A 20250-nucleotide genomic window follows, 5' to 3' on the forward strand; every position below is an offset into this window, starting at 1 on the left:
GGCGCCTCTTACTTTTGAGACGCCTTCCTGCTTAACAATTATGCTGCATAAACATCGAATACAAATGTAACCACCGCCGCTTACTTCACTTCAATTGTGCGTTCAATAGCTTCCAGCGAAGCATCTTCCCCAATGTCTAAAATGGCCAGGGCCGAATATTTACCCTTTGGCACCGTGTCGGGGATCACCAGGCGTACCGTTCTTTTGCCATCGGGGAAAACGGGGAATTCTATTTTATCCAACTTGAATGCCGCGCCGGTTGCAACATTGGTCACCTCTAAATGCGCCTTGCATTGCAGCATGGTTTCGCCGGTATTGACCATATAAAGATCATAGGCATTCTTTTCACCATCCACCGGTTTCAGGGTAACTGCTTTGGCGCTCATTTGGGTAACCGCCGGCGGAGTTTGGTAAATATGAACGCCTACGCGTAGAAGCTCCTTTATTTTGGTGTTGAACTGTTTGTTCTTGCGATCGGCGCTGTCCTGTTCTTCGGCGCTTTGCAGGAACAACATGGCCCATTTCATTTGCTTAAACAATTTTGTGTCGAGGGGAGCCTGCAAGCGAACCACCAGTTCTTCGGTTTTACCCGGCTCCACTTCAATAAAATTTTTATCGATGGCCACCCACGATGCACAGGATCGGCTAAGCGTATCAGGTTTATAATAATGATGTGCCCCCGTTGAATCGCGCAGCCAATCGGCCAGGTATGCCTGAAAACTTACTTTCGCCTCAGACATATTACTGATCCTGATCACCTGCGATTCGGTAACGCCGGGCACTACATGAAATTCAAGAATAGATGGTTGTATCCCTACCTTTTGTGCAGAAACACTTAGCGATACCAACAACAATGCAGACAAAGTACACAAATAGTATTTCATGGCTTTTTGTTTTTTGACCGGTGCAAAAAAGAAAATATATTGCTCTTCATAAAATCCTTGTTTCGTATGTGCAATACAGGAACAAACCTACTTCGGTTATTCATCAGTAACGTTATTATGTTACTAATTTGTATAACAACTGCCCGGGGCCAAAATAAAAATAATTACATTTCACTCACCGCCAACAACACCAGCTATAGTTTAACCAGCACTTCACTGCTTGAAACGCAGCAGGTTAAAACAAATGCCTTTCAAATTGAACTGGCGTCAAAAGCAAACAACACGTTCAGCGTAAAGGCAAAAGTATCTTCCTCTACAAGCAGCACGGGCACTCCCTTACCGGCATCGATGCTGGCTTTGCGTTTAAACTCCACTAACCCAACGGTCACCGCTAATACCAACACGTTCACCCTTAGTACAACCGACCAAACAATACAACAGATCACAACGACCACCCAATTCTGGAACACCAATAATTTCCTGACCTTGTATTACGACCTGCTGGCCGGCCCGGTGGGCTACGACTATGCACCGGGCAATTATAACCTCACCATATTATTTACCCTCACGCAACCATAAATATGAAAAAGACAGGCATTTATATGATAGCGCTGCTGTGCCTTGGTTCAATAAAGGGTCTGGGGCAAACGTATTCTTTCAGTGGAACTATCAATCCTACGGTAAGCATTCAACCGGTGATGGCGTTCACTTTGACCAATAACGGCTCACCTACTTTAAATTTTACCAATACACAATATAGTACCGGGTACACGATCAGTAACTTCAATTCATTTGCGATCAAAAGCAACCAACCCTGGAAATTAAGTGTTTCGGCTGCCACCGCTAATTTTTCGGCCAGTGGCACCTATTCTTCTTCCAATATGCCGGCATCGGTGATAGGGGTTGTCAAAAACGGACAAACGCCTTACGTACAGCTAACTACAACCGACCAAACATTAGCAACGGGCAACCGCGGCAACACCAGCACAACGGGCAACTCCTTTAATATGGACTTCAAAGCCAATCCCGGTTATAATTATGGCCCCGGCATCTATACCCTTTCGATCGTTTACACCCTGACCGCGCAATAAGTATTTCTATTTACCATTTTTGTTTCAGGCCCTACCCGGCTTGCATTTACTATTTATAATACCGAACTTAATGACAGAAAACAGTACTTACGGTGAAAAAGCTTATTTTATTACCAATTCTTGTTTTTGGTCAATTTCTTGCCCACGCTCAAAAGCCAGCGAATAAGGCTCAGCAGGTTATAACCATGAATTTATTGGTGGCAGGTTCGGTACATCTTCCTAAAACCAACAATGGTAAGGCCCTTGGAAAGGATAAGAACCAAACAGCGGCCCAGGATAAAGTTGTATTAGCCCAGAGCCAGGATGTAGTTGTAACTACGCAGGTGGTTGAAGCCGTTAGCGATGACAAGAGCAACTCAGGAAAGAAAAACGCTGTTCTAACTACTGTCTCTTCTTTGTAATTTATATAATTCACCTTCTATAATACCAGCCTCCCGAAACACCGGGAGGCTTTTTGTTTACAGTAGCAATCCTTCAATACATACTAACCTGTATGCACCCCTGCAACGATCTATTACTACAAATAAGCACTTCTATTAATTAACGTATGCGCCTCTGCATTTAAATAATTTCCCAACAAATCATTTCCCGGAAATACTTTCCAACCTGTGGAATAGAAACGCCCCATGCCAAACTAACGGCATCTGATTTTCAATCTATTACTGAAATGGCACGTCGATTGGCATTATACTACCGTGAACGATTTTAAAAAACACCTCTTTAACAAACAAAAAAACAAAAACATGAAAAGAATTACTTTGATCGCCGCTGCCCTCATCGCTGGAATTACTGCTACTAAAGCTCAGTCTACAGCTAACGCCAGTCAAACAGTGACATTGAATTTATCGAATTCTATCGACATCGCATTCACTGCCGCTACCGGTACCAGTTTTACGTTTGCCAACACAACCGATTATCAGAACGGACTTAGCAATGTGAACGCATCGACCCTGCAGGTGAAATCGAACCGTCCCTGGGCTGTAACTGTAGGTTCTGCCAGCGCTAACTTCAGCGGCCCGGCTTCCCCCTCCCCTGCCATGCCCGCATCGGTTTTAGGCGTTCGCTTAAATGGTGGTTCTTCTTACGGCGCCCTGTCAACCACTGCGCAATCACTTACCAGCGGTTCAAGAGGCACCAGCAGCTTTAGCGTTGATTACAATGCCAACCCTGGTTTCAGCTATGATGCCGGTACTTACACCCTCTCTGTAGTATACACAGCTACACAACAATAAGTCTTTACTCAACTCAGTATACGCAAAAGCCCGCAAGGGCTTTTGCTTACTAACCAGCTACAAAAGCAAAAGAATTGAAAACAATTTCTACATATTGCTTTTCCCGTGCCCTGCTTATAATAACGATGCTGTTGCTCACCGGCATAACTGCCCTGGTTGCCCAACCAACCAATAACCAGCCGCCATTGGTACATTTTCATTTTTTGAATGATTCTGTGCCCGTAGAAGAAAACAGTTTTGCTTTTAACAATGTCAGCATTTCAAACAACAGCAACCAGTCATTACATATTCAACTGGTTATTACCGCACCTGAAATTGCCTCCCTGCTCACCAGCAATATTGTAGAAACTGAAATAAGGAAAGGGGAAGAACAAGCCATCCCGCTCCGCTTTACATTGGCCCAAAAAATACCGGCTTTAACGTGGCGCCCTTTTACCGTTGAGATCCGGATCAAAGAATTAAACCAGGTTATACATGCACAATTTTACATCAGGCCAGCAGCTAATATAAAATGGAAGGCAATACTAAAACAACCAGTTGTTGCTTTTATGGAAGCAGACAAACAGGTTGCCTTTTCCATATACCTGGAGAATACCGGGAATAGCCCCGACACCTATACATTTGATTTCAGGACCGACCTCGCCCTGAACATTGCCAAAAAGAATTATGCGATCACCCTGCAGCCCGGCGAAGCCCGCACCATTACCCCACAGGTATTATTATCACCCAAAGACATTCAACAACTGAAAAAAGAAGAAATAACCATCTTCATAAAGAACTCGCAGGGCGAAACCCGCATGCTGAACCAGCAAATAAACCGCCTCGGCTATATATACAGTGGCGATAATTACAGCTACAACAAAATGCCGCTGGCCCTTGAATTGAACCTGCAGAACATGGCCAGTGCACAGCCCTTTGCATTTTTAAACATTCGCGGTTATCTGAAACTAAAGAATGATCAACAGGTGAATGTATTGTTGCAAACCAATAACTATTACAAAAATGCTGTGGCCAATACGCAAAAGGCTACAGTAGATTATATTCATGGGCCCTGGCGGCTTACGGCAGGCAGTATCATCGACTTCAATAACTTCCTGATTGACGGCACAGGTTTGCGCGTACAATATTCAGGCCTCAACAACAAAGCCATTGAAGTAATGGGCGCCCAAAGCCGTATTGGCAACACCCAGCAATTTAATGTAAAGTTCAGTGAACCCATTTGTAAAGCAGTAACCTGGCATGCCAATGCATTTGTAAACCGCGATGCAGTGAAAAAGCAAACAAGTTCGCTGCTCTTAAATAAACTGGATTGGAACATTGATAAAGACACCCGTTTATCTATAGAAGGCGGAAGCGGCCTGGAAAAAATAACCCGGTCAAAGCTTGATACTTCATTATTAGCCTGGCAGGCAGGGTATCATTTTGAAATGCAAAAAAAGCATTACCAGCTCAACTCTACCATCTGCCGCTATTCCCAAAACTTTCCCGGCTTTAACAAAGGATTCCATTACCAGTTGCATGAAGCGCGGTTATTAATAAATAACTTTTTTACCGGCCTTTACTTTGAGCTCAATAAAAGGGCATATAACAATACCGGCGATTCGTTGGTGAATTTCCTGTTCAATATTAATAACCGGGAATATGGAATGCGGTTTGGCTGGCAACGCAAACGGTTCTCCCTGGTATTATCGCCTGGCATTTTAAAACAGGTGCAGGACAGTGCCAGTGCGTTACAGTCGCATATGTATAAGCTCACGGCAAACATTAACTGGCAAATAAACGATCGCTGGTGGTTATCGGCCTTCTCCAATGCCGGCCGGGTAACTATTCCCACCATGGCGCCCATCACCAGCTTCACCAACTTTATAAATATCCAGAACAACCGTTTTGGAATACAGGTACGGGATGATAAAGGCCCCTGGTATTATTATGAGATCAGCCAGTACCTGAAATCACCGGTAATGTATGATCGTTTACAGATCTCTCCCTTTGTAGAATTGCCCTGGGCCCGGAAAAACATTTTTTGCCGCCTGCAGGCCAATTACCTCCGCGAGCAACAAACAGGCACCTCCTTCTTTTTGGTGTACAACAATATTCAATATTCATCGCCCAAAACAGGCATCGACATCGGACTTACAACACAAGTGAATGTAAGCCGCAAAGAAGATCCATTTGTGAACCTCACCATTCGCAAACGGCTGCAACTGCCTGTTATAAAAAATGAAACTTCGCGATCATTCAGGACCATCCTATTCCTCGACAAAAACAACAATGGCTGGCCCGATGAAGGCGAAGAACGGGTAACACAAGCCCGCGTGCTGGTAAACGACGACTTGCTGCAAAGCAACAACAAAGGCGAGCTGGCATTTACGAATACCGACGACAAGGAATTCATTATTGACTTTAGCCAGGTGGCCGGGCTACAGGGCTGGATGCCCAAACAGGGGTTCAGGCAGGTTTTCAGACCCGATAAAGTGCAAAAACTGTATTACATTCCCTTTACCCGAAGCAATGTCATAAGCGGCAACCTGTTGCTGTTGCGCGACGAGCAAAGCTCGCAAACCATGCAGCTCGATGGCATTCGGGTAACTGCCGTAACATCGAACGGAGCCGTTTTCAATACACTCACCAATAGCAATGGAGAATATTCCTTTAACCTGCCGGCCGGCAATTACATCGTAAGTGTTAACCAGGCAATATTTGATGACAACTTCCGGGTGGCAGAAGCCAGCAAAGCTGCCGACCTCATCAACAACCAGCAGCTGCACCTGCAGTTTGAGATCAGGCAAAAGAAGCGGACGATGAATATCAGGCGGGAATAGGATCGCTGGCAACCCGGTTTAACGCTTTATTATCAGCGATTCCATCAGATCATTTACCATATAACTGGCCTTTGCAAAATTACCGCCCTCCATCACAGGCGCATTGATAGTTAAAACTTTACCGGCAATCAGGGTTGATGCAAAAAGCTGCACACTTGCTTTTGTCTCTACGGCCGTAGGCACTTCCCCAACACAGGAGATCATCACAACAGGCGACATACAGCATTGACAATGAATACCTTGCCAGCCTTTGTTCGGGAATCCTTCGGGAATCCTTTTGGGCTTCACCGGGGCTGCTTCGCAAATTTGCGAAGAAATCCAAAGCCTGGTACGACTGAGGTGCGGCTCATACCCAACTCAAACCCCAAAAAAGTGTGGGGTTTTATATAAATTCGTCTACTACAGATCAGTGGGGAAAGGCTAACCAATAACAAACCACACTAACGATTATGAAACCGAAAACCATCAACATCCTTTACTGGGTATTCACCATTTTATTTGTCTTACTCATGCTATTCGCTTCCTACGGCAGCATCATTGTAAACGATGATGCCAAAAAGCTGATACATGATCAACTTGGGTTCCCGGTATATTTTATTCCGTTTACAGGCTTTGCCAAGCTGTTAGGTTCCATTGCCATTTTAATTCCGGGATTAAAAACCGTTAAAGAATGGGCTTATGCCGGTTTGTTTTTCGATCTTGCCGGCGCTGTATATTCAGGTATTGCAGTATCCTCAACATTTGACCCCAGGATGCTCGGTATGCTCATATGGATTGTACCGGGAATATTGTCGTATATTTTTTGGAAGAAGAAGATGAAAACACAAGCCCTGGTTGCCCAATAGTATAAGATCAAAAAGTAAAGCAAAGAAGGAAATTGGTAACACAGTTTCCTTTTTTGTTTTAATGCCCCTTACCCATATGCCGGTGTTTATATTTTAGCGGGGTGCAATTTTCGAACTGGCGAAAGATCCTGATGAAGTGATTGATACTGTTGAACCCACTCTGATAGCAGACCGTACTGATGTTGGCAGCAGGGTTTTCGAGTAATTCCTTAGCCAGTTGTATTTTTTCTTTCAGAATATAATCAACCGGGGTAATCCCAAATTCACGCTTAAAAATGCGGAAGAAATTCGGCCGGCTCATATATACTTTCCGGCATAGGTCATCGACCAGTATTTTTTGATGCCTGTTCTCTTTGATGTATTGTATCACCGTGGCAAAACGATGATGGGCCGACATTTGTTTATAATGCTTCTCTATCAGTTGCCTTGCCTGGGTTTGCATTAATTTCAACAATAACTCCCGTAAAGCCAGCTCAGCAAACATATCTTTCATGCGACTTTCTTCAACAGACACCCTGATGATCTTTTCAATGGCGCCGGCCAGATCGGTTGAATTGAGCAGGTAAAATTCTTCCATGCTTATATTCCATTCGCCACTTTCGTCCACTTTCGGGAACCGCCTGTTCAGGAACTGCAGGGTTTCCTCAATTTCTCCGGAACTGATCGTAAGCGCCACACACTGCGTTGGGGCTTCCGCCGTTGCTTCCGGAAAATCAATCACCATCCATTCGTTGGCCTGCCATAACAATGACTCGCCCGGCACATAATCAAACAAACTGTTATCCCGGGCATGCATTCTTTTTTTACCCCGCAACATGCTGGTAATAACCAGGTCATTAAATTTTAACGGAACGCTTTCTGCCGCCTGAAAGGTTTCATAAATATTCAATTCGCACTTTTCAAGCGTAAATACCTTCCGGTTCTCCACAAGGGTATCCAGTTTATTTAGAGATGACCGGTCCCGCGATGCAAGTGTGTACGGCAGCAATGTTGGCATGTTTTCATTTTCTACTTAAAAATTACTCTTTTCCGCGATCATTAAGATGATTTTCGTCAGCCATTCTACTAAACTTGATACAATAGTTACATTTTCTGATCCTATCCATACCACCTTCCACCGGTTCGGAAAGTAATTTGCGATTACAAAAACGATTGTTATGTCAAATACAACTCTTAAAGCGCCCGCAAAGGGCGTGGCCCGGCCCGCTTTCAAGCCTTATTATGACAACTATATCGGTGGCAAATGGGTAGCGCCCACAAACAGGGAATATTTTGATAATATTTCGCCGCTTGATGGCAATCCCTTTACCCGCGCCGCCCGGTCAACAAAAGAAGATATTGAACTGGCGTTGGATGCGGCCCATGCAGCTTTTCCCGCCTGGAGCAAAACCGCCCCGGCTACAAGAAGCAATCTTTTGCTGAAGATCGCAGATATCATGGAAAAAAATCTCGACCTGCTGGCTACCATTGAAACTGTTGACAATGGAAAACCGGTTCGCGAAACAAAGGCTGCCGACCTTCCATTGGCGATAGATCATTTCCGTTATTTTGCCGGCGTCCTGCGCAGCGAAGAAGGCTCTGTAGCTGAGCTTGATGAAACAACAGTAAGCATTAATATACACGAACCCATCGGTGTCGTCGGACAAATTATTCCCTGGAATTTTCCTTTATTAATGGCAGCCTGGAAAATAGCGCCTGCGCTGGCCGCAGGCTGTTGTGTGGTAGTAAAGCCTGCTGAACAAACACCTACCAGCATTATGTGTTTGATGGAGTTGATCGATGGTATTCTTCCGGCCGGTGTACTCAACGTTGTTACCGGTTTTGGCCTGGAAGCCGGCAAACCACTGGCCACGTCAACCAGGATCGCCAAAATTGCCTTCACCGGAGAAACAACAACCGGCAAATTAATTATGCAATACGCTTCGGAAAATTTAATTCCATTGACCATGGAATTAGGCGGCAAAAGTCCCAATATATTTTTCCCGAGCGTTATGGATGCCGACGATGATTACCTCGATAAATGTATAGAAGGCGCCGTGCTATTCGCGCTTAACCAGGGCGAAGTATGTACCTGCCCGTCGCGTTTGCTGGTGCATGAAAGTATCTATGAAAAATTTATAGAAAAAGTGATCGCAAGGACCAGGGCCATCAAACAGGGCAATCCGCTTGATCCCACTGTAATGATCGGCGCCCAAGCCAGCCGCGAACAATATGAAAAGATCCTTTCCTATATCGCTATTGGAAAAGAAGAGGGCGGGCAGGTGCTTACAGGCGGCGAGGCCTTTCACCAAAACAGCGGATTGGAACACGGTTATTATATAACGCCTACCATTATCAAAGGCCACAATAAAATGCGGGTGTTCCAGGAAGAAATTTTCGGTCCCGTACTTTGTGTCACAACTTTTAAAACGACTGAGGAAGCCATTACTATTGCCAATGATACGGCATATGGTTTGGGCGCCGGTGTGTGGACAAGAGATGCACATGAATTATACCAGGTGCCAAGAGCTATACAGGCCGGCCGTGTTTGGGTAAACTGCTATCACGCTTACCCGGCGCATGCGCCATTCGGCGGGTATAAAAAATCAGGTTTTGGCAGAGAAACACATAAAATGATGCTGAACCACTACCGGCAAAACAAAAATATGCTGATCTCTTACAGCAAATCGAAACTGGGATTTTTTTAATTCAGCACCTTTGCAAATCATAATGATCATAAAACTCTTTCCGGCAAAAGGGTTTTATGATCATTGCATACGGGAAGTAAGGAAATTATAACAATTCGTATACACGAATTTTAACAACACGCGCTCAACATTGCAATGACTTAGGTTTAATTTAGTAAGAAACCTGGTCATATGAAACATTTACTACCTATAACCTTTATAGTTATCCTGTTTGCCTGTAAAAAAGAATACTACGATCCCATCCCTCATCTTAAATTTTCACCGGAGGATAAAAAGTGGTTCACTTATGGGATTGGGCAACAACTAAAGTTTAAAAACGACAAAGGCGACAGCCTTGTTTACAGGGTAACATCGATGGCAGAGAGCAGCGTTACCCCGCAGTATAAAGACACCACCTGGGCTATCGAGGCTTACACCGAATCATATCTGGTGCAATTGACGTCTGACATTGATTCCATCAGACTTTACTTTTATAAAGAATACTCTCAGTTCAGGGATTCAGATAAAATGAAGCACACTATCCTCTGGACTACCATGAGAGGGCAATTCGTTAAACTGGCGGCACTTGAATACAACGCTTCCTTTAACTATAAAACCGTGAACGGTATCACCTACACTACGGTAACGCCGGCTATTCCGGAGAGCGACCAGGTAAATCCCTGGACGAGGTGGGACAAAGCCTGGTACGACCAGGGCGCGGGTTTTATTGAGATCATAGATCTGAACGGGGTTTCGTGGAAGCGGGTGTAAGCGAAAGACACCGGCAAAAGCCCCACTTTACAAATGAAACAAAACGCAGACGTGTTCTGCATCATGCTCGAACGGATATTGAACGAACGATAAGGTAGCAAAAGATAATAGTAAAGCCTTGCAGGCCCTTTCGGGCCCACAAGGCTACCCGTTTTAGAAAAGAATTATTCGCTTTGCATAATACTAATAGCCGCACCACCACCGGGCGCCAGCGAAAGCAACAGCTTTGTATTGCTATCAACCGTCATTGATCTGATGGCATAGGCTTCGGGATTGGTTTTCCAGTGGGCGCTTTTCGCATCTTCATAAATAACCGCTTTGTACTTTTTTCCTTTTTGCAGAAAGTTAAGTTGAATGCCTGCAGTGCGGGCATTTTCATCAGTAATGGCGCCAATGAACCAGTTGTTCTTTCCCTTTTCTTTGCGGGCAATGGTGACGTAATCGCCGGGCTCGGCTTCCAGGATTTTAGTATCATCCCAATCAACCGGCACGTCTTTTATAAATTGAAATGCATCGGGTTTAGCTTCATAATTTTCTGGCAGGTCGGCTACCATTTCAACCGGACTGTATATAGTTACATACAGCGCCAGTTGTTTGGCCAGCGTACTATGCACCGACCTGTCAGGCGCCCAGGGCGCATACCCCTTCAGTTTAAAAATACCGGGGGTATAATCCATGGGGCCGCCCATCAACCGGGTAAACGGCAGAATGGTTTCATGATCGGGCTGGTTGCCATTGCTGAAGGCATGGTATTCATTGCCCCTGGCCGCTTCACAGGCCATGAAATTTGGATAAGTGCGTTGCAGTCCGGTAGGCCGCGCGGGCTCATGCGCATCAACCATAATGTGATACTTCATCCCCTGTTGCAGCACTCTTTCGTAATGGCTTACCATCCACTGTCCGTCGTGGTGTTCACCCCGGGGAACAATGCGCCCCACGTACCCTGTTTTCACTGCCGGGTAACCGAATTGCTGCATGAACCGGAAAGCCGTATCGAGCTGGCGTTCATAACTGGTAGCCGAACCCGAAGTTTCATTATGCATGATCATCTGCACGCCTTTTGACCGGGCATAACTGGTGATTTCCTTTATATCAAAATCAGGATAAGGCCTAACAAAATCAAACACGTTTTCTTTCCAGTTGCCAAACCAGTCTTCCCAGCCGCGGTTCCACCCTTCTACCAACACGCCGCCGATCCCGTGCTGCGCGGCGAAATCAATGTAGCGTTTTACATTGGCCGTATTGGCGCTGTGCCGGCCATTGGGGATCAATTGCCCGTGCGCGTCGGTACTGTCGGGGTAGTCTGAATAATTCCAGGTGCCTTTGCCGGTTTGCATTTCCCACCACACCCCCACGAATTTCATCGGTTTTATCCACGACAGGTCGGTCGATGCCGGCGGATCATTCAGATTCAGGATCGTTTTGGATGCCAGTATCTCCGTGGCTTTATCACTAATGAGGACAGTTCGCCAGGGCGTATGCTCGGGTGCATGCAGATACGCTTTATTATTATATGCATCGGGCACCAGGTTCGATGATAATTTGAACCCGCTCTTATCAATATGCAATTGCATGGCCGGGTAATTCAACAAAGCTGCTTCATGAATATTGATGTACAGTCCATCGGCAGTTTTTAGCATCAGCGGCGTTTGCACCGCCAGCGAATCGGTCACTGTACGCACGGCAATATCAGTGGCCGCCCTTACAACCGGCGCATTATTCACCTCGCTTAATAAAGACGTGGTATACGCGTATTCATTGGTATCAAAATCGCCGGGGATCCAGAATGCCTTGTGATTGCCGGTTAATTGAAATTGCGTGCATTCGTCTTTCACCACAAAATAAGTGAGGCCGGTTTGTTTGGGAAATTCATAGCGGAACCCTACCCCATCGGCAAAAACGCGAAATACAATATCTAGCAGTTTACCCGAACGATGCTTCAGGTGAGCAGTGAGCTGTTCATAGTTGTTGCGAATAGAACTATATTCACCCCACACCGGTACCCAGGTTTCATCTACGGTTTTGCGGTCGGCCGAAATCAGGGAGAATCCTTTATAGAAAAGCGAATCCGATTCCAGCATAAAACCCAAGGTAGATGGCTTTACCACATCACGGCCATTATACAAAATGGCATACACCGGTTTTCCATCTTCAGTTATGGAGAACTGCAGGCTCACCGGGCCCCTGCTTATTTCCAATGGGGGTTTTGCCCTTACAATCAGGGAAAGGAATAGGAGTAATGCTATTGTACCGGTTTTAACAGGCTTCATCATGAATTAAGCATCAGTTTAATAATCAATATTTTTGAATTTGTGTCGCTAAATATGAGGCAGAAGTAAGAGGTAAGAAGTAGGAAGAAAGAAAATTCGCGAGCTTCCTACTTCCTATTTCCTACTTCATTTCCCTATTATCTCATTTAACTACAATTAGTAACCTCGATTTTGTTGTCCGACAATCTTCGGGTTCGAATTAAACTCTGCCTGCGGAATAGGCCAGCTATAGGTTTTATCGTTCCAGGCCAGGCTTCCATTTACATTCAGGGCCGTTTGATAATAAGCCGCTTCAGATGCCCCAATGTGCCAGCGGCAAACATCGAACCACCAGCCGCCTTCGTTGAACAATTCGGCAAACCGTTCATAATACAACGGGTTATTGCCTAACACCGGATCGCCAATAGCAACGGTAGTAGCTGTTAAACCCGCATAGTCAACCGGCGAGGCGGCATTTACCGGGTAACCATAAGCCCGGCGTTTTGTTTTGTTCAGGTATTCAAGCGCGGTAGTATTATCATTGGTCCCTTTTGCTGCTTCTGCATATAACAAATACACTTCTGCCAGGCGCATCAAATAATAATTCCATGCATCGGCCGGACCGGTATTATTGATATTATTGAAGATGGGTGCATATTTTCTAAAACTCCAGCCATATTTCCCCGGCTGCCCGGCCCAGAAATTTGGCATGGAAACGGGGAACCAGTGCTCGCCATCAAATTTCACCGAATCAACCCAGGGTTGCAGCGCATTCACAAACAACCGCGGGTCGCAGGTTTTATTGGTCCTGGCCAGCAATGACTGTTGTTTGTAGGCCGGGTCCATTACTTTCTGCGGATTGGTATAACTGGCCGCCTTACTGCCATCGAAATTGGGATTGCTCACGAGCGTATAGGCGCCCAGGTTAAACCCGAACCGCGATACGTTTTTGTCGTGAAAGATCTCATTGCCATAACCCAACGGGTTCGAAGCGCCTTCGGTTCCATCCCAGCCCAGCGCCCAGGGACACCAGATCAACCCATTGATGGTGGTGGCATTGGGCGTGTTGCCATAAACCCCATAGTTGCCTTTTGAATCCTGGTCAATATTGAGCTCAAAGATGGATTCTTCATTGAATTCATTGGCGGGAATGCCAATAAAGGCATCGCGGTATTTTGCATAAGGCATTAAGGAAGCGCCACTGTTGTCGATCACGTCTTTCAACACAGTCTTTGCATCATTCCAGTTTTGCATGAACACGTACGTTTTCCCCAGCATTGATTTGGCCGCCCATTCACTGATCCTTCCCTTATCATTGCCCGACCAGGTTTTTCCCTTCAGCAACTGCGCCGAGTTTTTTAGATCGCTTACAATAAGGTCCCACACTTCTTTCACCGTACTGCGTTCTTTTTGCGTTCCTTCCAAACCAGTTGGCAGCTCACTGAAAATGGGTACGCCTTTTTTATCGCCACCGCCTGCTGTAGTGATATAGCTTTCGCCAAACAAACATTCCAGGTTAAAATAATAGTAAGCCCGTAAAAAATACGCCTGTCCTTTTACCAGGTCAACATACGACTGGTCCTGCGGTTTGCCATAACGCTTCATGAAAAAATCAGCGCCCTGCAAGGCCACATTGCAATTCTTAACCCCGGTATAAAAACTGGTCCAGGCTTCCTGCACATATTGATTCGTGATACTTAAATTGGTTGCCGCCATTTCATTCCAAGAAGGATCGCCATTGTAAATGCTATTGGCGGTATGCGTGGCGTTCGACAGGGCCTTTGGCCACAAATGAAAACCAAACAAATTCGCATCACGCAAATTGGAATAACAGGGCGCCAGCACACTGTTCAAATCGTTTAAGGTAGCGGGATAGTTGGCCGTTGAATAGCTATCGGAAGGGCCCACCAGGCTGGGATCTTTTTTACAGGCCGTCCCTGCTACAAGCCCTATCAGGAGGAGATAGTTTTTTGAGAACATGTTAATACGATTTAATCAATGGTTTAGAAATTGAGATCGATGCCTGCGGAATACAGTCTTACCTGCGGGTATTGCGACACGGCATTCAACCCGCGGGTGGTAACACCTACGCCATTGCCTACAAAGCCACTCATAGCAGCGGCCGAGAAAGCACTGCCCAGTTCCGGATCGAGTCCCGAATAATTGGTGATGGTAAACAGGTTATTGGCCATTACAAACAGGCGGGCGGTATTTACACCTGCTTTTTTCAGCAGCGCTGCATTGAATGTGTAGCCCACCTGCAGGTTCTTCAACTTCAGGTAACTGCCCTTCTCCACAAAATAACTGTTCACCGAAGTGTAATTCTTATTGGGATCGAGCGTGAAAGAACCATCGGCATTCTTTATACCCAACCGGGGCTGACCGGTAAGCTGGTTATCGCCGAGAAAAGAAGCGCCAAATATTTCGCTGGTGGTATTGCCATCGGCAAACGGATACATTTCATAGGCCTTTACTCCATTGAAAATATCAACCCCAGCCACGCCATTGAACAATAAGGAAGCATCGAACCCTTTATAGTTAAGCCTGATGGCGGCGCCATATACAAATTTCGGGTTGGGGTTGCCGATCACCTGCCGGTCGTCGGGCGACAACGTTTTACCATTCTTATCGTCATGCACAAAAATGAGGTCGCCGGCCTTTGCATTGGGTTGCGCGCTGGCTGCCGCTTCGGCATCTGTTTTAAACATCCCGATCGCCTTGTAGCCGTAAAAGGAGCCGAAGGGTAAACCGGCTTTGGTAATAGTAATGGGCTGGTTACTCATAACACTGAAACCGGCATCGCCATTGGAATAATAATTATACCCATCGAACAACTTATCATTGGCAATACCGCTGAGATCGATCACTTTATTCTTGTTGAAGCCGCCATTCACACTAACGTCGAAGCCCAGGTTGGCCACTTTACCCCTGTAACCCAGCAACACATCAACACCCTTGCTGTTCACCTTACCGATATTGGTAAAATAAGGTACGGTGTAACCCGAGCTCAGGGCAACCGGCAGGGCATACAACATATCTTTGGTGTCGCGGTTATAGTATTCAACAGTGAAATAAACTTTCCCGTTCAACGCTTCCCCATCTACCCCCAGATTGGTTTCATAAATGGTTTCCCAATGCAGGTTGGGATTGGGAATGGCATTGATGGTATTGCCAATATCGAGCGGGCCGCCGGGCGTAAAGTTCACGCCGGCCAGCGAACCCAATCCATTAGGGCCGGCAAATGCACTGTACGATGCTACATAAGTATAAGGCGGAATATTGCTGTTGCCCAGCGTACCATAACTACCGCGCAGCTTTAAGCGACTCACGGTATTTCTTAACCCACTAAAGAAATTCTCCTCGCTAACATTCCAGCCGGCGGAAAAAGCGCCAAAAACGCCCCGTTGCTTATTGGGCCCGAACACCGTGAAATTGGCATCCTGCCGTATGGAACCGGTGAGGTAATACCGGTTTTTGTAATTATAATTGATACGGCCGAAAAATGATTTTATCAACCCATTGTCATCATTTTTACCACTTACGGTGGCGGTAGATTGTGAGGTTTGAATAAAGGAGTAACCGGGCAATCCTACATAACTCTGATAGGCGCCGATATTACGATATTTTGAAGTGATCTGTTCAAAGCCGGCAATCGCATTAATGGAATGGCCGCCGAAAGCCTGCTCATACGTAAGCACGTAGTTGGTTAATACCTGGCTGCTTTTAACAGATGTGCGGGTGAGCGAATTCACGTTGTTCACCACCGGGCCAAAATCAAAGGCCGCCTGGTAATAATCCTGCGACTCTTCGTAATACGAATAGCTTACATTGGTTCTGAAGCTCAGGTGCAGGGGCAGCTTTACTTCAGCATAAATATTTCCCTGCAGGTTATTTTTGAAGTTGATAGCATCGGCCGATTCAACAGCGCCTATCGGGTTGGGACCGCCGAACTGCAATCCGCCATAACCGGGTGGTACGGTTCCCCAGCCGCCATTGGCATTTTTAATAGGAATAATAGGCAGGGTTCTGAATGGCGCATTATGCAACTGGGCTTCGGTACCCACGGGTGGCGCGGTTTTCCGTTGCGATAAAGCCAGCTGTTCGCCGATCTTTAAAAAGGGCGTCAGCTTGTATTCGGTATTTACCCTTGCCCCACCAATATTGGAATAGTTCTTTATATAAATGCCCTTTTGCTTATTGTAAAATCCCGACAACAGATAATTCACCACGGGCGAAGAACCGGCGATCGACAAATTATAGTTGGCTTCCGAAGCATCGCGGTACAGCGCATCCGTCCAGTCGGTATTGGCCAGCGTATCGGTATGCGTGGCGCCGGCAAAAAAGGTAGGATGCAAAATGTTCTGCAACCTGATGTACTGGTCTTTATTGAGCAGTGAGATCAACTTCGGTTTGGTAACGCCATAACGCGCATTGACATTAATAACCGGTTTTGTGGAAGCGCCTTTTTTGGTAGTGATCACAATGACCCCGCCGGCAGCAGCGGAACCGTAAATAGCGGCGGCGCTGGCGTCTTTAAGAATATCGATGGAGGCAATATCCTGTACGTTGAGGTTGTCGCCATTGGTACGAACACCATCGACAATATACAATGGTGTTGGCTGGTGTAAGGAAGAAAGCCCGCGAATGATGATGGTGGAACCGGCATCGGGACTGCCTGAAGATTTAATAACTTCTACCCCCGCTACCCTGCCCTGCAACGCATCGGTAACATTGGTAACCGGCATGTTGCGGATAGTTTCTCCTTTTACAGAGCCTACGGCGCCCGTTACGTCCTGCTTTTTCTGCGTGCCATAACCAACCACTACAACAGATTCCAGATTGGCATCGGCAGGCTTCAGAATAATGTTTACCAGGTTGGAGCCGGGAATGGATACTTCTTTTGTTTCATAGCCAACATAAGAAACCACGAGGGTATTCACGCCGGCGGGCACCATCAGGTCAAATTTTCCTGAAGCATTGGTGGTCGCATTGATCTTTGCACCCTTTGCCATAAGGGTGGCGCCCGTTAAAGGAGCGCCTTTTTCATCTGTTACCGTACCGGTAACAGACCTGGGTTGGGCATAACTGATCTGGAAAATCAGTAATAACACAAAGCTCCACCACAGGTGTGGAAGCAATCGCCTTCTTTGCATAAACGGTTAATTTTTGATTGGTAGAAATAAATGAACCAGTAAGCAAGGCAAAAAAACCACATGCAGGGGGCCACAGCAAATTATATAGCTAAAGTATAGGAAATATTAGCCGGAATGCGGGTAACCGGTATCGTAAGTAATTTACCGGCAATGGGTTATGAACATATATACTTCACAAAAATATATTGCCGAGTAAGGCGGTTTTGAGCAGAATTAAAAGCGATCCGGATAGGTTAATCAATAGTCTTTATTTGCATGATCCTTTTTTCAAACTCTTCATTGGGGACTATCGATTTGTTCCTGATCCTGGTTTTGTAGGTATTGATGGTATTGACGGAATACTGCAGAATATGCGCGATCTTTTCATTTTCATGAATACCCATGCGGGCAAGGGCAAAGATGCGGAGATCGGTATTGAGCAATTCATTATCGGCCAGTTCTATCCGGTCTTCCAGCCTGAACAGGTCATTGAATTCGGCCACAAAATTGGGAAACAGTTTCAGAAAGGCCCGGTCAAAATGTTTCAGCAGGTCTTCCTTTTCCCTTTTCAGGTTGATATTGTTTACCAGGAACCGGATCTCGTCGTACTTGCGGTCGGTTAATTTTTGATCGACCGATTTTTTGAACCGTTCGATCTTGTCGAAGAATTCTGAATTAACATTAAAGAAATACCCGATATACTCTTCTTTGATCTTATTGGCGTCATTCAACTTTTCATTGGTCTCTGACAGGCGCCGGTTCGCCTCCTGGGTATTGCGATGCGCCTCCATAATGACCAGCTGCTTGCGTTTTCCTTCCTTCAATTGCTTCAACACAATGATGGTAAGGGCCACTACCAGCAACAACAAAAAGGTAACGAGCCCGGCATACCACAGCAGTTTTGTTTTTTGCTGTTCTACGATGGCATATTTCTGCGCTTCAATGAGGGGCAACACATCGCCCACCTGTACTTTCCGTTGCCGGGCGCCAAAGAACACCGCGTCGGAAAATGCCTGGTTTATACATACCGAAGCATTTTTGATATCGGCCTTCTTATATAATAAGGTAGAAAGAATAAAAGCTGCAGAGGTTTCCTTGGTGCTCGACTGCATATCGGCGATCATGGCCTTAATGAGCAACAAAATAGCGGTGTTATGATCCCCGGTTTGAATATACAGGTCGCTTAAGGTGGAAGCGGTGATCGCCACCTGGTGCGGGGTAAGATTGGTACGTGCCAGCAACAGATCAAAATTCTGTTTGGCATTGGTCCGGTTGCCCGATCTCAATTGTTTTAAACCGGTAAAATAAATATAGTCGTAAGAATCTTTACGCCAGAATGCCAGGGCCGAATCGATGTATTGCGCGCCCTTTTCATTGTACCGGGGTGTGTGGTACTGGTCTTTATCATAATCGCCGAGGTCGTAATAGTATCTTCCCATCAGGGCATAATATTCTGCCCGGCAACTGTCGGGCACAGCGCTGATCTGAATAGCCGACAGGGAATCGAGCGTTTCTTTATACATGCCCGACGACAAAAGCGAAAAGCCCATTTTTATGCGGGCATAATTGATGAGGGAAGGGTCGTTAAGGCGAAGCGCCACTGCTAACATTTTTTTAGCGTAATTGTACGAAGAGTCGTATTGAAATACTTTGTAGGCGCTATACAGGTTTTCGTATCCTTTGAAAAATGCAGCCAGATCGTTTTTAGGCGTGGTGGCCAGTTGTTGTTTTAATGCATCTATACCTGTCTGCTTCTGTTGGTCAAAGTCGCGCACACGCTGCAACATGTCATTCATTTGGCCCAGGGAACGGGCCAGGGTATCCGTTTGAGCATACTGGTTACTGAGCAGGAACAAGCAAGCAATTGCAAGAAAGAAGCGCTTCATATGATCGTTCAAATAACAGGGCTTTTATCAAAACTAAAGCAGAAAGAAGTGAAAACCAAATCTGAACGATCCGGTACCCAGAGTCATCATTTGCACATCAAAACCCAGATTTTACCCAACCTTTATTCTATTATCGTTTCTTAACCTGAGTCAAGATTTTTAAACCTTTTGTCAATTCGCTATTGCTGTTTGTTTTACATTATAAACAATTCTATCTGTATCTATCTATAACTTCCTATCCCTTCAAAACGCTTTCTGCAACAATATTCAAATATTAATAGATCAATTATTAATAACCGTAGAATTTTCCTGCTTTTGAGTTTAAAAGCAAGGCAGCATTATGGAAAGATTTCAAAAACCTTCTTCTTTGATTGCCATCACACTTCTTCTTGCCGGCATTATTTCAACACTGGCATTCACACATCGCAGTATTAACAAAAAACCCAGAACAGACTGGACGGACTACTACTGGTTCAATTCCAGCGGCACTTACTTACGGCAAAATATAGTTGATGATGAAATTCAACTCACGGGTTATGACGAATTTCAATATGCCCCCTACACGGTAAGAGAACGAGGGTATACACCTGCCGGTGTAATAGGCGACCCACCAGTGCCAATTTTGCCTTTCCTTCCTGCAAAGCGGCTTTACTCTCATCCCTAGCCTAATGA

16 protein-coding genes are annotated in these 20250 nt (G+C 45.7%); 9 read left to right on the forward strand and 7 right to left on the reverse strand.

The window, feature by feature from the left end; translation table 11 throughout:
• Positions 1–80: 80 nt before the first annotated feature.
• The gene (locus A3860_RS33265) at positions 81–884 is read right to left on the reverse strand and encodes a hypothetical protein (RefSeq protein WP_081154844.1); all 804 of its coding nucleotides are present in this window, start codon (positions 882–884) and stop codon (positions 81–83) included.
• Positions 885–1001: 117 nt separating this feature from the next.
• Here A3860_RS33265 and A3860_RS33270 point away from each other — a divergent pair, with 117 nt between their 5' ends.
• The 5 genes from A3860_RS33270 to A3860_RS33290 all read left to right on the forward strand — a co-directional run bounded on the left by A3860_RS33270 (position 1002) and on the right by A3860_RS33290 (position 6029).
• Positions 1002–1463, forward strand: coding sequence for a hypothetical protein (locus tag A3860_RS33270; protein WP_143774389.1), 462 nt, complete (start codon positions 1002–1004; stop codon positions 1461–1463).
• Positions 1464–1465: 2 nt separating this feature from the next.
• Positions 1466–1975 carry a hypothetical protein gene (locus A3860_RS33275; RefSeq protein WP_081154846.1) on the forward strand — a complete coding sequence of 170 codons (510 nt, stop codon included), beginning with the start codon at positions 1466–1468 and terminating at the stop codon, positions 1973–1975.
• A 92-nt stretch (positions 1976–2067) separates the two neighbouring features.
• Complete coding sequence (locus A3860_RS33280; RefSeq protein ID WP_081154847.1) at positions 2068–2376, forward strand: hypothetical protein; 309 nt, start codon at positions 2068–2070, stop codon at positions 2374–2376.
• A 342-nt stretch (positions 2377–2718) separates the two neighbouring features.
• Entirely contained in the window at positions 2719–3207 is a 489-nt protein-coding gene (locus A3860_RS33285) for a hypothetical protein (protein ID WP_143774390.1), read from the forward strand.
• 74 nt (positions 3208–3281) lie between these two features.
• Positions 3282–6029 carry a carboxypeptidase-like regulatory domain-containing protein gene (locus A3860_RS33290; protein ID WP_143774391.1) on the forward strand — a complete coding sequence of 916 codons (2748 nt, stop codon included), beginning with the start codon at positions 3282–3284 and terminating at the stop codon, positions 6027–6029.
• 18 nt (positions 6030–6047) lie between these two features.
• Here the strand turns inward: A3860_RS33290 and A3860_RS33295 are convergent, their stop codons facing one another.
• Positions 6048–6317, reverse strand: a complete 270-nt coding sequence (locus A3860_RS33295) for a hypothetical protein (RefSeq protein WP_216823567.1) — start codon at positions 6315–6317, stop codon at positions 6048–6050.
• 161 nt (positions 6318–6478) lie between these two features.
• On the opposite strand from A3860_RS33295, the gene A3860_RS33300 reads away from it, so the two are divergent.
• A complete protein-coding gene (locus A3860_RS33300) occupies positions 6479–6874 on the forward strand; it encodes a DoxX family protein (protein ID WP_081154851.1) in 396 nt (131 codons plus the stop codon).
• A 58-nt stretch (positions 6875–6932) separates the two neighbouring features.
• Here the strand turns inward: A3860_RS33300 and A3860_RS33305 are convergent, their stop codons facing one another.
• Positions 6933–7871: an AraC family transcriptional regulator N-terminal domain-containing protein gene (locus A3860_RS33305; protein WP_081154852.1), complete on the reverse strand. Its 939-nt coding sequence runs from the start codon at positions 7869–7871 to the stop codon at positions 6933–6935.
• Positions 7872–8031: 160 nt separating this feature from the next.
• Between A3860_RS33305 and A3860_RS33310 the strand changes: the two genes are divergently transcribed.
• Both A3860_RS33310 and A3860_RS33315 read left to right on the forward strand, forming a co-directional pair.
• On the forward strand, positions 8032–9561 hold the full coding sequence (locus tag A3860_RS33310; RefSeq protein ID WP_081154853.1) for an aldehyde dehydrogenase family protein: 1530 nt from the start codon (positions 8032–8034) through the stop codon (positions 9559–9561).
• A 171-nt stretch (positions 9562–9732) separates the two neighbouring features.
• Entirely contained in the window at positions 9733–10311 is a 579-nt protein-coding gene (locus tag A3860_RS33315; RefSeq protein ID WP_081154854.1) for a hypothetical protein, read from the forward strand.
• 164 nt (positions 10312–10475) lie between these two features.
• Here the strand turns inward: A3860_RS33315 and A3860_RS33320 are convergent, their stop codons facing one another.
• From A3860_RS33320 to A3860_RS33335, 4 genes are all read right to left on the reverse strand, one after another.
• Positions 10476–12584 carry a glycoside hydrolase family 97 protein gene (locus tag A3860_RS33320; RefSeq protein WP_081154855.1) on the reverse strand — a complete coding sequence of 703 codons (2109 nt, stop codon included), beginning with the start codon at positions 12582–12584 and terminating at the stop codon, positions 10476–10478.
• Between the two features lie 153 nt (positions 12585–12737).
• Positions 12738–14540 (reverse strand): RagB/SusD family nutrient uptake outer membrane protein, encoded by a 1803-nt coding sequence (locus A3860_RS33325; protein ID WP_081154856.1) that lies wholly within the window; start codon positions 14538–14540, stop codon positions 12738–12740.
• Positions 14541–14563: 23 nt separating this feature from the next.
• The gene (locus A3860_RS33330) at positions 14564–17713 is read right to left on the reverse strand and encodes a SusC/RagA family TonB-linked outer membrane protein (RefSeq protein WP_081154857.1); all 3150 of its coding nucleotides are present in this window, start codon (positions 17711–17713) and stop codon (positions 14564–14566) included.
• Positions 17714–17946: 233 nt separating this feature from the next.
• Positions 17947–19578: a DUF6377 domain-containing protein gene (locus A3860_RS33335; RefSeq protein ID WP_216823568.1), complete on the reverse strand. Its 1632-nt coding sequence runs from the start codon at positions 19576–19578 to the stop codon at positions 17947–17949.
• Positions 19579–19918: 340 nt separating this feature from the next.
• Here A3860_RS33335 and A3860_RS33345 point away from each other — a divergent pair, with 340 nt between their 5' ends.
• Positions 19919–20242 carry a hypothetical protein gene (locus A3860_RS33345; protein WP_081154860.1) on the forward strand — a complete coding sequence of 108 codons (324 nt, stop codon included), beginning with the start codon at positions 19919–19921 and terminating at the stop codon, positions 20240–20242.
• The last annotated feature ends 8 nt before the right edge of the window (positions 20243–20250 follow it).

The sequence above is a fragment of the Niastella vici genome, assembly GCF_002077945.1.
Taxonomy (GTDB): Bacteria; Bacteroidota; Bacteroidia; order Chitinophagales; family Chitinophagaceae; genus Niastella; species Niastella vici.

Excerpts from the sequence above, each read along its gene's own strand:
- A3860_RS33335 (WP_216823568.1), bottom strand. The coding sequence starts at position 19,578 with ATGAAGCGCTTCTTTCTTGCAATTGCTTGCTTGTTCCTGCTCAGTAAC.
- A3860_RS33310 (WP_081154853.1), top strand. The coding sequence starts at position 8,032 with ATGTCAAATACAACTCTTAAAGCGCCCGCAAAGGGCGTGGCCCGGCCC.
- A3860_RS33325 (WP_081154856.1), bottom strand. The coding sequence starts at position 14,540 with ATGTTCTCAAAAAACTATCTCCTCCTGATAGGGCTTGTAGCAGGGACG.
- A3860_RS33330 (WP_081154857.1), bottom strand. The coding sequence starts at position 17,713 with ATGCAAAGAAGGCGATTGCTTCCACACCTGTGGTGGAGCTTTGTGTTA.
- A3860_RS33275 (WP_081154846.1), top strand. The coding sequence starts at position 1,466 with ATGAAAAAGACAGGCATTTATATGATAGCGCTGCTGTGCCTTGGTTCA.
- A3860_RS33285 (WP_143774390.1), top strand. The coding sequence starts at position 2,719 with ATGAAAAGAATTACTTTGATCGCCGCTGCCCTCATCGCTGGAATTACT.
- A3860_RS33300 (WP_081154851.1), top strand. The coding sequence starts at position 6,479 with ATGAAACCGAAAACCATCAACATCCTTTACTGGGTATTCACCATTTTA.
- A3860_RS33320 (WP_081154855.1), bottom strand. The coding sequence starts at position 12,584 with ATGATGAAGCCTGTTAAAACCGGTACAATAGCATTACTCCTATTCCTT.
- A3860_RS33265 (WP_081154844.1), bottom strand. The coding sequence starts at position 884 with ATGAAATACTATTTGTGTACTTTGTCTGCATTGTTGTTGGTATCGCTA.
- A3860_RS33345 (WP_081154860.1), top strand. The coding sequence starts at position 19,919 with ATGGAAAGATTTCAAAAACCTTCTTCTTTGATTGCCATCACACTTCTT.
- A3860_RS33270 (WP_143774389.1), top strand. The coding sequence starts at position 1,002 with ATGTTACTAATTTGTATAACAACTGCCCGGGGCCAAAATAAAAATAAT.
- A3860_RS33315 (WP_081154854.1), top strand. The coding sequence starts at position 9,733 with ATGAAACATTTACTACCTATAACCTTTATAGTTATCCTGTTTGCCTGT.
- A3860_RS33305 (WP_081154852.1), bottom strand. The coding sequence starts at position 7,871 with ATGCCAACATTGCTGCCGTACACACTTGCATCGCGGGACCGGTCATCT.